Below are 12772 nucleotides of genomic sequence, written 5' to 3' on the forward strand. Positions count from 1 at the left end.
CCACCAGCAACATCTGCACCGCGCAGGTGCTGCTCGCCGTGATGGCCGGCATGTATGCGGTCTACCACGGGCCCGAGGGCCTCCGGTCGATCGCCTGGCGCACGCACCGCTACGCCTCGATCCTCGCCGCCGGGCTGACCGCCGGCGGGGTGGAGGTCGTGCACGGGTCGTACTTCGACACGCTGACCGTGCGGGTGCCCGGCAAGGCCGCCGAGGTCGTGGCCGCGGCGCGCGCGAACGGTGTGAACCTGCACCTCGTCGACGCCGACCAGGTGTCGATCGCCTGTGACGAGACCACCGCGCGGGCCCAGGTCGCCGCCGTGTGGGCGGCCTTCGGGGTCGAGGGGGACATCGAGGCGCTGGACGCCGTCACCGAGGAGACGCTGCCCGCCGGGCTGCTGCGGTCCGACGAGATCCTGACCCACCCGGTCTTCCACGAGTACCGTTCCGAGACGGCGATGCTGCGCTATCTGCGCCGGCTCGCCGACCGCGACTACGCGCTGGACCGGGGCATGATCCCGCTGGGCTCCTGCACCATGAAGCTCAACGCCACCACCGAGATGGAGCCGGTGACCTGGCCGGAGTTCGGGCAGCTCCACCCCTTCGCGCCGGCCGAGCAGGCGCAGGGCTACCTCACGCTCATCCAGGAGCTGGAGGAGCGGCTCGCGGAGGTCACCGGGTACGACAAGGTGTCGCTCCAGCCGAACGCCGGGTCCCAGGGTGAGCTGGCCGGTCTGCTGGCGGTCCGCGGCTACCACCGGGCCAACGGGGACGAGGGGCGCACGGTCTGTCTGATCCCGTCCTCCGCGCACGGCACCAACGCCGCGAGCGCGGTGATGGCCGGGATGAAGGTCGTCGTCGTGAAGACCGCCGAGGACGGCGAGATCGACGTCGAGGACCTGCGCGCCAAGATCGAGAAGCACCGCGACGAGCTGGCGGTGCTGATGATCACGTACCCGTCGACGCACGGCGTGTTCGAGGAGCATGTCGCCGACATCTGCGCGCAGGTGCACGAGGCGGGCGGCCAGGTCTACGTGGACGGCGCCAACCTCAACGCGCTCGTCGGGCTCGCCAAGCCCGGCCACTTCGGCGGGGACGTCTCCCACCTCAACCTGCACAAGACGTTCTGCATCCCGCACGGCGGCGGCGGTCCCGGCGTCGGCCCGGTGGCCGTGCGCTCGCACCTGGCGCCGTATCTGCCGAATCACCCGATGCAGCCCGCGGCCGGGCCCGCGACGGGCGTGGGGCCGATCTCGGCCGCGCCCTGGGGCTCGGCGGGCATCCTGCCGATCTCGTGGTCGTACGTGCGACTGATGGGCGGCGAGGGGCTGAAGCGGGCCACGCAGGTCGCGGTGCTCGGCGCCAACTACATCGCCAAGCGGCTCGAACCGCACTACCCGGTGCTGTACACCGGCCCGGGCGGGCTCGTGGCGCATGAGTGCATCATCGACCTGCGGCCGCTGACCAAGGCGACCGGCGTGAGCGTGGACGACGTGGCCAAGCGGCTCATCGACTACGGCTTCCACGCGCCGACGATGTCCTTCCCGGTGGCCGGCACGCTGATGATCGAGCCGACCGAGTCCGAGGACCTGGGCGAGCTGGACCGGTTCTGCGACGCGATGATCGCCATTCGCGCGGAGATCGAGAAGGTCGGCGCGGGCGACTGGCCGGCCGAGGACAACCCGCTGGTGAACGCTCCGCACACCGCGGGCGCGCTCGGCGGGGAGTGGGCGCACGCGTACTCGCGCGAGGAGGCCGTGTTCCCGGCCGGGGTGTCCGTCGCCGACAAGTACTGGCCGCCGGTGCGCCGGATCGACCAGGCGTTCGGTGACCGCAACCTGGTCTGCTCGTGCCCGCCGCTGGACGCGTACGACGACTGACGGCGGAAGCGGCTCAGGCCGTTGAAGCGGTGACCGAGGGCTCCCGTCCGGGCAGGGCGGGGGCCCTCGGTCTGTCTGTCTGGGGGCCCGGAGCCGGGCGGGTCATGCCGTGGCCAGGGACACCTCGGTCGACTTGATCAGGGCGACGACCGGGGAGCCGGTGGCGAGGGCCAGGTCGGTCACGGCCTCCCGGGTGACGGCGGAGGTCAGCGAGCCGCCGTCGATGTGCACCTTGACCGAGGCCATCGCTTCGCCGGTGGCGATCTCGGTGACCGTGCCGGGGATCCGGTTGCGGATCGACAGACCCTCGACCGGGCCGGTGGCGAGGGCGACCTCGGTCGACTTCACCAGGGCCCGGACGGCGGATCCGGCGGCGAGACCGAGATCGGTCACGGCCTCCAGGGTGATCGCGGCGGTGAGGTCCTGACCGCCGGTGAGACGGATCCCGACGACGGCCATCACCTCGCCGGCGGTGACGGTGGTGACGGTGCCGGGGAGCTGGTTGCGGATGCTCAGGGTCATGGGCACCCACCGTAGGCGCGGCGACGGCGCGTCCCCGGGATGCGGGGGTGTGCGTCGCGGCGGGCGTGGTTCGGGCGCGGTCGGTCGGGTGTGGTTCAGACGCGGTCGATATGGACGTTCGTCGACTTCACGCGGGCGGTGGCCTCCATGCCGACCTCCAGGCCCAGTTCCTCGACCGCCTCCCGGGTCAGCAGGGAGACTAGGCGGTGCGGGCCGGCCTGGATCTCCACCTGGGCGGCGACGTCGCCGAGCTTGATCGCGGTGACGATGCCGGGGAAGGCGTTGCGCACGGAGGTGTACGAGGGTTCGTCGTCCGGGGCGTCCGACCGGGCGAGTTCGACGGAGAACGCGGCGAGGTCGGCGCCGTCGATGAGGCGTCGGCCGGAGTCGTCGCGGTGGGTCGTCACCCGGCCGGCGTCGGCCCAGCGGCGCGCGGTGTCGGGGCTCACGCCGAGCAGCCGCGCCGCCTGGCCGATTGTGTAGGACTGCATGCCGGTCACGATAGGGCCGCGGGCGCCTGAAGGCGGAGCCGGGGCCGGTGCGGGTCCGGCGCGTCGGATATGCGGGACGGACGACCACGTGGGCCGCGCTCAACGAGGCGCTCGGCGGGGGCGGTGGGCACGCCCTGCGCAAGGTCCCGCGCAGGCGGCTGTGGGCCCCGGGCGGCGGTCCCGCGCCGCCCGAGTCGTGCCGAACGGGCCCTGGCCGGTGGGTCGTTCGTGAAGCCGGAGTGTCTCAGGCCGCCGTGACGGCTGGGCGGTGCGGGGCGATGACCTGGCCGTCGGGCAGCAGTTCGCCGGTGTCCTCGAAGAGCAGGACGCCGTTGCACAGCAGGCTCCAGCCCTGTTCCGGGTGGTGCGCCACGAGGCGGGCGGACTCCCGGTCTGCGGAGCTTGCGGTCGGGCACGGTGGCTGGTGCTGGCACATGGCTGGGTTCTTCCGCTCTGGCGTGTGAGATGAGTTGGCTGTCGTTTCTGACCCGCGGCGTGAAGCGTCGGTCACGTCCTTCATGGCCGCCCCCCGTTGTGATAGTGGTCGGAACCAGTGTTGCCCCACGGGCGCCGATCCGCAGGGATTTCGTGGCACCGCTTCTCACAGGTTGATGACGCATCACCCACGCGGGCGGTTCATCTCAACTGCACTGTCTCTTCGGGTGGTTTCGGGTGGCCGGATAGGGCTAGTCCGCCCGGGGACGCGGGGGAGACGGCCGTGAACGGCACCGTACCCCGCCACCGGGGCCGTGGTGGCGGGGTACGGGTTCGGTCGCGTCGGGCGCGGGTCGGGCGTGGTCAGGCCGGTGAGCCGAGCAGCGGGGGCGGGGCCGCCGGCGGCACCCGGAGGGTCAGCACCGGGAGCAACTCCGCGACCCGGTGCGGACGGTGGGCGGCGATGCCGGGCGGTGCCGGGGCCAGCGGCACCAGCAGGTCGGTGGCGGCCGGGTGGCCGGTGGAGCCGTCCCCCTCGGTGTCGCCGTGCAGCCAGAGGGTGAGCATGTAGAGGCCGGGCACCGACAGCAGCCGTGCCTGGTACGGCCGGTCCGCCGACTCGGCCTGGCGCAGGGCGCGTTCGGTGGAGGCGATGTAGGGGCCCTCGAAGAAGTGCGAGAACGCCCAGCCGTCCGGGGTGAGCCGGGTGTCGGCGGCGGCGACGGACCGGTCCCCGCAGCGGATCAGGAACCGCCAGCCGGCCAGCCGGGTCGCGGAGACGCCCTCCGGGGTGATCCGGTCCAGGACGTGCAGGGGGAGCGGCTGTTCGGGCGTGGCCTCGCCCTGCGCGGTGCGCAGGGACGGTGTCCTGGCCTCACGGACCGCGGTGGGGGAACCGAGGGCGGTGAGGACGGAGCGGAGGGCGGGCGCGGGTGCCGGAGGGACATGCAGCGGCATGGTGGGTCGCCTCTCATTCACAGGCGGTGGCGCGAGGGCGGGGGCGGACGGCGCTGTCGGCTAGCTCTCGGGTGGTCGGAGAGGCGGGGGCCGGAGTCTGAGGTTCTCGGGGTGCGCGAGCGGCCTGCCGCCACCGGGACGACAGGCTCCTTCGACTGTGGATGCCCAACCTTCTCTGCCTTGTTTGCGGAGTTTATACGACACGTGTTCAGACTGTGTTTCGTCTACCCGATCCCGGGCCACTCGGCAAGGGTTCATTCGGTCGCGGAAACGCGTGGAAAATCCCGATTCAAAGCGGTCGCACGGCGATGACCTCGGGATATGTGCGCGGAGCGGTCGGCCCATTGTCGTCGGCGTTTTTCACGAGTTCTCAATGGGAAAGGGCGCTCTGCCGCATGCCCGGTGAATGTGCCACCGGTCACCTCGGGGACGTTTCCGGTCAGCGTAGCGGGTCACACGCCCGTCAGGAGACGTTATCGATCGGTCCGGCTGGGCATCATCCCACCTGACCCGGAGACCGGCGGCCGCGGTGGCGGCCCGCCCATGCGAGGAGGGACGCTTCGATGGGGGAGAAGGTCGTGGCGGGCGCGTTCGATCTGTCCGATCGGCAGCAGTACCGCGACAAGCTCCGGCGCTGCCTGACGGGGCTGGAGCGGCTTCTGGCCCAGAAGCGCTTCGACCGGCCCAAGAACCTCATGGGGCTGGAGATCGAGCTGAATCTCGCGGGCGCCGACGGGCTGCCGAAAATGCTGAACGGTCAGGTGCTGGAGCGGATCGCGAGCCGCGATTTCCAAACAGAACTCGCCATGTTCAACCTGGAAGTGAACATAGCCCCCCATCGATTGGGCGGGCGGGTATTCGATCAGCTCGCGGAGGAACTCCGTACGTCACTGGCATATGCTCATCGAAAGGCCGGTGAAGTCGACGCGGGAATCGTGATGATCGGTATTCTGCCGACCCTCGACCGGGACGATCTGGTGTCGTCCAATCTTTCCGAGGTCGACCGGTACACCCTGCTCAACGATCAGATCGTGGCCGCCCGCGGGGAGGACTTCGCGCTGCGGATCGAGGGAGTGGAGACCCTCTCCTGTACGTCGAAGTCGATCGTGCCCGAAGCGGCCTGCACCTCCGTGCAGTTGCATCTCCAGGTCACCCCGGCGCGCTTCGCCGACGTCTGGAACGCGGCCCAGGCCGTGACCGCCGCGCAGATCGCCGTCGGCGCCAACTCGCCCTTCCTGTTCGGCCGTGAGCTGTGGCGCGAGTCGCGGCCGCCCCTCTTCACGCAGGCCACCGACACCCGCCCGCCGGAACTCCAGGCGCAGGGCGTCCGGCCGCGCACCTGGTTCGGGGAGCGCTGGATCGGTTCGGCCTACGAGCTGTTCGAGGAGAACCTCCGCTACTTCCCCGCCCTGCTGCCGATCTGCGACGACGAGGACCCGCTGGAGGCGCTCGACGCCGGCCGGATCCCCTCGCTCGCCGAACTCGTCCTGCACAACGGCACGGTGTACCGCTGGAACCGGCCCGTCTACGGCATCGCCGACGGTGTCCCGCATCTGCGCGTCGAGAACCGGGTGCTGCCCGCCGGACCGACCGTCACCGACGTCCTCGCCAACGCCGCCTTCTTCTACGGCGTCGTCCGCGCGCTCGCCGAGGAGTCCCGGCCGGTGTGGACCCGGCTGCCGTTCGAGACGGCCGAGGCCAATTTCGACGCGGCCTGCCGGTACGGCATCGACGCCCGGCTCCAGTGGCCCCGGCGCGGCCGGCTCGGCGGGGTCGCCGAGGTCGACGCGGTGAGCCTGGTCCGCGAGGAGCTGCTGCCGCTCGCGGAGTCCGGGCTGAACGCGTGGGGGGTGGAGGCGGCCGACCGGGACTTCTATCTCGGTGTCATCGAGGAGCGCTGCCGGCGGCGGGTCAACGGCGCGTCCTGGCAGGTGGCGACGTTCCACAAGGCGGTGGAGGCGGGATTCGCGCGGGACGCGGCGCTGGCGGCGACGACACGCCGGTACGCGGAGCTGATGCGCCTGGGCGAGCCGGTGCACACCTGGCCGGTGGGGCTGCCGGAGCCGGTGCCGGCGGGGTGAGGGGGTCGGTTTCGCTGGGGTGACGGCCACCGGTTTCGCTGGGGTGACGGTCACCGGTACCGCGGCGGGCCGAGGGGGCCGGTGGCGCCCGCGCCAGGATCATCGGGCAAGCTGTGACGTCCGATGACGGTGGCGTACTGGAGGCAGGTGTGCAGGTGGAGGCGGGGTCGCTGAGCGAGCCCTATCCCCAGGGGCGGCCCCCGCGGCGGATCCTGCGGGACGAGACACTGCTCGTCCTGGGGCTCTCGCTCGGTGCGAGCGGTGTGGCCGCGCTGATCAGCTTTGTCGGATCCGTCACGAAACCGGGCGGGCTGAAGGACCAGGCGGCGACCCTCAACGCGTCCGCCGCGCCGGGCCGCCCCTGGCTCGATCTGGCGTGGCAGCTCTTCGGGATCGCCTCGGCGCTCGTCCCGGTCGCCCTCGTCGCGCACTTCCTGATGCGCGAGGGCCAGGGGCTGCGCACCCTCGGCTTCGACCGCACCCGGCCCTGGTTCGACCTCGGGCGCGGCGCCGCGATCGCCGCGGTGATCGGCAGCGCGGGCATCGCCTTCTACCTGCTGGCCAGGGGGCTCGGCTTCAACCTCACCGTGGTGCCCGAGGCGCTGCCCGACGTGTGGTGGAAGTTCCCGGTGCTGATCCTGTCCGCCCTCCAGAACGCCGTCCTGGAGGAGGTCATCGTCGTCGGCTATCTGCTGCGCAGGCTGCGGCAGTTGGGCTGGAGCCCCGGGAACGCGCTGATGGCCAGCTCGGTCCTGCGGGGCTCGTACCACCTCTACCAGGGCATCGGCGGGTTCATCGGCAACATGGTGATGGGCGTCGTCTTCGTGTTCCTGTACCGGCGTTGGGGCCGCGTGGGGCCGCTGGTGGTGGCGCACACGCTGCTCGACATCGGGGCGTTCGTCGGGTACGCGCTGCTGGCCGGGAAGGTGTCGTGGCTGCCCACGCCGTAGGCGTACGCCGCTCTCTAGGCCAGCAGTTCGCCCTCGATGACGGTGACCGCGCGGCCGCCGAGCAGGGTGCGTTCGCCGCGCAGCTCCGTGCGGACGCGGCCGGCGCGCGGTGAGGCCTGGAGCCCGGTGAGCGTCGTACGGCCGAGACGTTCGGCCCAGAACGGGGCCAGCGCGGTGTGGGCGCTGCCGGTGACCGGGTCCTCGTCGATGCCGATGTTCGGGAAGAAGCAGCGGGAGACGAAGTCGTAGCCCAGCTCGGGGTTCTCGGCGCGGGCGGTGGCGATGACGCCCCGGCGGGAGTGGGCGCCGAGGGCCCGGTGATCGGGGCGCAGGGCGTGCACGGACTTCTCGTCGGGCAGCTCCAGCAGCAGGTCACCGACGTGCGGGCCGGTGTCGTGGGCGGAGAGCGGCTCGGTGCCCAGGGCCTCGGTGACGCCGTCCGGCAGGGTGACCGGGGTGAGCGGAGCGGTCGGGAAGTCCAGGGTGATGGAGCCGTCCTCGGCGGGCGTGGCCACCAGGACGCCGCTGCGGGTGGCGAAGCGTACGGGTCCCTCGTGGGTGCCCGTCGAGTGCAGGACGTGGGCCGTGGCGAGGGTCGCGTGGCCGCACAGGTCGACCTCGGCGGCCGGGGTGAACCAGCGCAGCGCCCAGTCCGCCTCGCCGCCGGCCGGGAGCGGGTGGGCGAACGCCGTCTCGGCGTGGTTGACCTCCAGGGCGATGTTCTGGAGCCGGTCGCCGCCTGGGAAGGCGTCGAGGAGCAGGACCCCGGCCGGGTTGCCGGCGAAGGGGCGGTCGGTGAAGGCGTCGACGATTCGAATCCGCATGGTGGTGACGGTAGGCGGTGGCGGAGGCCGGCGGCCAAGGCCAATCCGGGAGTCCTGGACCGACTGCTCCGTGGGGCTGACCGCTGTGCGGGGCTGGTCGCTCTGCGGGGCGATCGGCCGGTGTCGGTGATCATCGGTGGTCAACTGCCCTATATTTAACGGCAGTTCATGGCATCCGGGATGTGTGGTGAGGGGAGGACGGGGTGGCGGGGAACGGCACGGTGGTGGTGACGGGGGCGACCGGGTTCATCGGGTCGCACGCGCTGCGCGCGCTGGCGGAATTGCAGGGAACCGACGGCGACTGTCCCACGCCACGGCTGCGGGCGCTGGTGCGCGCCGTTCCTGATGTGCCGCCGCCCGGCACCGTGGAGTGGGTGCGCGGCGACCTCACCGACCCCGCGTCCGTGCGCGGGCTCTGCGAGGACGCGGCGGCGGTCGTCCACCTCGCGTCGTACATCGGCGCGGACGAGGAGCGGTGTGAGGCCGTCAACGTGGGCGGCACCCGGGCGCTGATGGCGGAGGCCGAGCGCGCCGGAGCGGCGCGGGTGGTCCATCTGTCCACGGCCGCCGTCTACGGCGCCGGGCCGCACCGGGGGATCGCCGTCGACGAGATCGCCCCCCAGCCGGTGTCCGCGGTGAGCCGGACCCGGCTCGCGGGGGAGGCGTATGCGCGCCGGGCGGGCGCGGTGGTGCTGCGGCCGGGGATGGTGCTCGGCGCCGGGGACCGCTGGGTCGTCCCTGGCTTGCGGGAACTCGTGGACCGGGTGCCGGTCGAGTGGGACGGCGGCCAGGCGGAGCAGACCGTGGTGGACGCCGGTGACCTCGGCCGGCTGATCGCCGCGATCGCCGTGGGGCCGTCCGTCGTACCGCCCGGCACCTATCACGCCGGACATCCGGAGCCGGTACGGATCGGCGCCCTGCTGGCCGAACTGGCCGCGGTGGGCGTGCTCCCGCCCCGCCCCGACGCGGACTGGCCCCTCGCCGACTGCCTGGAGCGGCTGCGGACGACACCGGGGCGGGTCTCGGAACGGCAGTTCGCCCTGGCGGCGCAGGACCACTGGTACCTGACCGACGACCTGTGGAAGCTGGCAGGCACGTCACCGGGCCCGGGTCCGCTGTCACGGCTTGCGGGGGTGGCGGCTTGGTATCGGGGGTGGCTGCGGGAGGCCGGGGGAGCGGGCTCGCCTGCGGGCGGGTGAGGCGCGGCGCCTGTTTTCTGCGGGGCGGTTCGGGTGGGGGTGGGGTTCGCCCTGATCGGGCCACCAGTACCTGACTCGCCGAGGAGCCGTGGAAGTGGGTCGGTGGGCTGACACCTTGCTTGGGTCGGGTCCGCTCTCGCGGGTCGCGGGGGTGGTGGCGCGGGTCTTGAGGCGGGGAGCGGGCTCGCCCGCAGGTGGGTGAGCGCGGGCCCGCGGCCATCCGCGTTTCTGGTCGAGTGCGGGCGGCGGCGGGGCGGTTCGCCCTGGTCGTGCAGGCCGCTGGTGCCTCGCCGAGGACTTGTGGACCGTGGTCGGCGCGTCGTCCGGCCGGGCCCGCGCTCGCGGCTCGCGGGGTGCCCGATGGCTGGCTCGTCCACCGCTGGGCGGCGGTTCGCCTGGGGCGCGCAGGGTCACCGGTGTCTCGCCGGCGATCTGTGGGAGTCGGCCGGTACCGCGCCGGGGACCGGGTCGCTCTCGTAGGGCGCGGTCGGCGGATCGCTGGGATGCTGAAGGTGGCGAGCGTCACCTCATGACCTCGTGGTCGACCAGGGCGGTGAACGGATGGCTGGGCCGGACGAGGACGATCCGGAGCCGACGGCGTCGGCGGACCCACGCGCGTCGGACGACCCGCGCGCGGCGGAGGCGGATCCGCGCGGGGATCCCTATCTGCGGACCCGGTTCGCGATACCCGCGCGTCCCGCGACCTTTCTGCGGCGCGACCGGCTGGTCACTCACTTGGACCAGGCCCTCGGCACCCCGTTGACGATGGTCAACGGCGCCGCAGGTGCGGGCAAGACCCTGCTGCTCGCCGACTGGGCGGCCGGTGTGGAGGGCCCCCTCGCCTGGTTCACCACCGACGCCGCGGACTTGGGGCCCGGCGTGTTCTGGGCCTACCTGATCGAGGCACTGCGCCCCGCGGGCGTCACCCTGCCCCCCGGCGGCGGCAGCCCGGCGGACGCGAGCCATGTGCCCCAGACCCTGCTGGCCCGGCTCGCCGCCGAGCTGAGCACCCGTGAGCAGCCCGTCGTCCTGGTGCTCGACGAGTACGACCGGGTGACCGACCCGGAGATCGCGGAGCAACTGGAGTTCGTCCTGCACCACGCGGGGGCCGGCCTGCGCCTCGTCCTCGTCACCCGCACCGAACCCCTGCTCCCCCTGCACCGTTACCGCGCCGCCGGCGATCTCACCGAGATCCGGGGCGCGGAACTGGCCTTCACCCCGGAGGAGGCCGCCGCCCTGCTCGCGCTGCACGGCCTGACGCTCCCGGTGAGCGCCGCGCAGGCCCTGGTGGAGCGCACCCGGGGCTGGGCCGCGGGGCTGCGGCTGTGCGCGCTCGCCGCGCAGGAGGACCCGGATCCGGAGCGGTACCTCAAGGAGTTCGAGGCCGACCGCTCCACCGTCGCCGACTTCCTGCTGGCCGAGGTCCTCAAACGGCAGAGCCCCGAGATCCAGGACCTGCTGCTGCGGGTCAGCGTCCTGGAACGGTTCGGCCCCGAGCTGGCCAACGCCCTGACCGGCCGGTCCGACGCCGGACCGCTGCTGGCCGGACTGCACCGCGACAACGCGTTCGTCGAGCACCTCGGACACGACAGCTACCGGCTGCACCCGCTGTTCGGCGAGATCCTCCGGGCCCATCTGCGGATGCGCGAACCCGGCCTGGAACCCGAACTGCACGGCCGGGCCGCGCGCTGGCTACGGCGCTCCGGATCCCTGACCGAGACGCTCACGCACGGCGCCGCCGCGGGCGACTGGGAGTTCACCGCGGGCGCCCTGGTCGACGACCTCGCCATCGGCCGGCTCTTCACGGGACTGCACTCGGACGACCTGGTCGACCTGTTCGCGGGCATGGCGCCCGAGGCCCACGGCCCCGCGCCGGACCTGGTGCGCGCCGCCCGTGACCTCGCCCGCCGCGACCCCGACCACGGCCGCGCCCCGCTGCACCGCGCCGAACAGGCCCTCGCGGAGCTGCGCCGGGCGGCGGACCCGCCCGACACGGCCGCCGCCGAACTGAGCTGCGCCCTGCTCAAGGCCCTGGCCGCCCGGCTCACCGGCGCCGCCGGACCGGCCGAGGAGGCCGCCGAGACCGCCGTACGGCTGCGCGAACGCATCCCGGCCCGGCTCCTGGACGAACACCCCGAGGTCACCGCCCTCCTCCAGGCCCACCTGGGATCCGCCCTGCTGTGGGCCGGCCGTTACGACGAGGCACGGGCCACCCTCACCGAGGTGGCCGAGTGCGCGGGCGGCGCCGCCACGGCCCTGCTGCGCGAGGACGCCTTGGGCCGGCTCGCGCTTATCGAACAACTGAACGGCTGGCCGGGCCGGGCCGAGCGCACCGCACGGGCCGCGATGACGGAGACCGAGCGTTTCGGGCTGCCCGAGCCCGCCGGGTCCGGCGTCGCCCGCACGGTCCTCGCCGCCGTCGCCGTGGAACGGAACGAACTGCGGCGGGCCCACGCGCTGCTCACCGTCGCCGACGCCCCGCACCCCGCGCTGTGCGACCCGGTGCTGGAGGCCGGCCGCGCGCTCGCCACCGCCCGCCTCCACCTGGCACGCGGTGACACCCGCGCCGCCCTCGCGGCGACCGGGCCCGCCGTCGACGCCGTCACCGAATCGCCCTGGGTCCGTACGCAGACCGCCCTCGTGGCCGCCGCCGCGCACCTCGCCGCCGGGCGTGCCGAGGCCGCCGTCGAGCTGCTGGAGGAACGGCTGCCCGACGACCGCGGGCCCGCCGTCGTGGCCGCCGCCCGGGCCCGGCTCGCCGCCGGACGCCCCGACGCGGCACGGGAACTGCTCGACCGGCTCCGCCCCGACGGCCGTACCGGGCCCGCCGTCACGGTCCGCGCCACCCTGGTGCGCGCGCAGGCCGCCGACGACACGGGCGATCCGGCCGCCGCCCGCCGGCTGATCGGACAGGCCCTGCACGACGCGCGCCGGGATCTGCTGCGCCGGCCGTTCCTGGAGGCCGGGCCCTGGATCCGGCCCTTCCTCACCACCGCGCCCCTGCGCGCACTGGCCGAGGACTGGCTCACCCCTGGTTCCGCGCACGGCACGAGTCCCGGTGCGGCTTCCGGCTCCACCCCCGCCTCCGTCCCGCCCGAGGACCGGCCGCAGCCGCCGGTCGTGGAGGAGCTGAGCGGCCGTGAGCGCGATGTGGTGCTGCGGCTGTCCCGGATGATGTCGACCGAGGAGATCGCCGCCGACCTGTACGTCTCCGTGAACACGGTCAAGACGCACCTCAAGAGCGCCTACCGGAAGCTGTCGGTGAACCGCCGCAACGACGCCGTGCGCCGGGCGCGGGAGCTGGGACTGATCTGACCCGCGCAGTACGCGCAGTACGCGCAGTACGCGCAGTACGCGCAGTACGCGTGGTACCGGTACCGGTGTGTCTCGCCCGTGGCGGGTGAGGCGCGTCGGGGGTTCCTCGGGTGGGATC

Annotated in this window: 10 protein-coding genes; 5 read left to right on the top strand and 5 right to left on the bottom strand. The window is 73.2% G+C overall.

Translation table 11 applies throughout. The features are described 5' to 3' along the window. The coding region (gene gcvP / locus G6W55_RS12615; RefSeq protein WP_175520921.1) for an aminomethyl-transferring glycine dehydrogenase at positions 1–1880 on the top strand (1880 nt) is incomplete at its 5' end. Positions 1881–1982: 102 nt separating this feature from the next. On the opposite strand, the gene G6W55_RS12620 is transcribed toward gcvP, so the two are convergent. From G6W55_RS12620 to G6W55_RS12635, 4 genes are all read right to left on the bottom strand, one after another. Then, entirely contained in the window at positions 1983–2402 is a 420-nt protein-coding gene (locus tag G6W55_RS12620; protein WP_175520922.1) for a molybdopterin-binding protein, read from the bottom strand. Positions 2403–2497: 95 nt separating this feature from the next. Beyond that, positions 2498–2893, bottom strand: a complete 396-nt coding sequence (locus G6W55_RS12625) for a molybdopterin-binding protein (protein ID WP_030798323.1) — start codon at positions 2891–2893, stop codon at positions 2498–2500. A 244-nt stretch (positions 2894–3137) separates the two neighbouring features. Then, entirely contained in the window at positions 3138–3329 is a 192-nt protein-coding gene (locus G6W55_RS12630; RefSeq protein WP_030798326.1) for a DUF5999 family protein, read from the bottom strand. Between the two features lie 362 nt (positions 3330–3691). Beyond that, positions 3692–4285: a hypothetical protein gene (locus G6W55_RS12635; protein ID WP_030798328.1), complete on the bottom strand. Its 594-nt coding sequence runs from the start codon at positions 4283–4285 to the stop codon at positions 3692–3694. 563 nt (positions 4286–4848) lie between these two features. Here G6W55_RS12635 and G6W55_RS12640 point away from each other — a divergent pair. Both G6W55_RS12640 and G6W55_RS12645 read left to right on the top strand, forming a co-directional pair. Next, on the top strand, positions 4849–6366 hold the full coding sequence (locus G6W55_RS12640; protein WP_175520923.1) for a glutamate-cysteine ligase family protein: 1518 nt from the start codon (positions 4849–4851) through the stop codon (positions 6364–6366). A 149-nt stretch (positions 6367–6515) separates the two neighbouring features. Continuing rightward, positions 6516–7316 (top strand): CPBP family intramembrane glutamic endopeptidase, encoded by an 801-nt coding sequence (locus tag G6W55_RS12645; protein WP_175521111.1) that lies wholly within the window; start codon positions 6516–6518, stop codon positions 7314–7316. A 14-nt stretch (positions 7317–7330) separates the two neighbouring features. Here G6W55_RS12645 and G6W55_RS12650 read toward each other — a convergent pair whose 3' ends face one another. After that, complete coding sequence (locus G6W55_RS12650; protein WP_175520924.1) at positions 7331–8140, bottom strand: PhzF family phenazine biosynthesis protein; 810 nt, start codon at positions 8138–8140, stop codon at positions 7331–7333. 203 nt (positions 8141–8343) lie between these two features. Between G6W55_RS12650 and G6W55_RS12655 the strand changes: the two genes are divergently transcribed. Both G6W55_RS12655 and G6W55_RS12660 read left to right on the top strand, forming a co-directional pair. Continuing rightward, the gene (locus G6W55_RS12655; RefSeq protein ID WP_309243697.1) at positions 8344–9339 is read left to right on the top strand and encodes an NAD-dependent epimerase/dehydratase family protein; all 996 of its coding nucleotides are present in this window, start codon (positions 8344–8346) and stop codon (positions 9337–9339) included. A 561-nt stretch (positions 9340–9900) separates the two neighbouring features. After that, positions 9901–12654, top strand: coding sequence for a LuxR C-terminal-related transcriptional regulator (locus tag G6W55_RS12660; RefSeq protein ID WP_175520925.1), 2754 nt, complete (start codon positions 9901–9903; stop codon positions 12652–12654). The last annotated feature ends 118 nt before the right edge of the window (positions 12655–12772 follow it).

This window comes from Streptomyces sp. CAI-85, from assembly GCF_013363615.1.
Taxonomy (GTDB): Bacteria; Actinomycetota; Actinomycetes; order Streptomycetales; family Streptomycetaceae; genus Streptomyces; species Streptomyces antibioticus_B.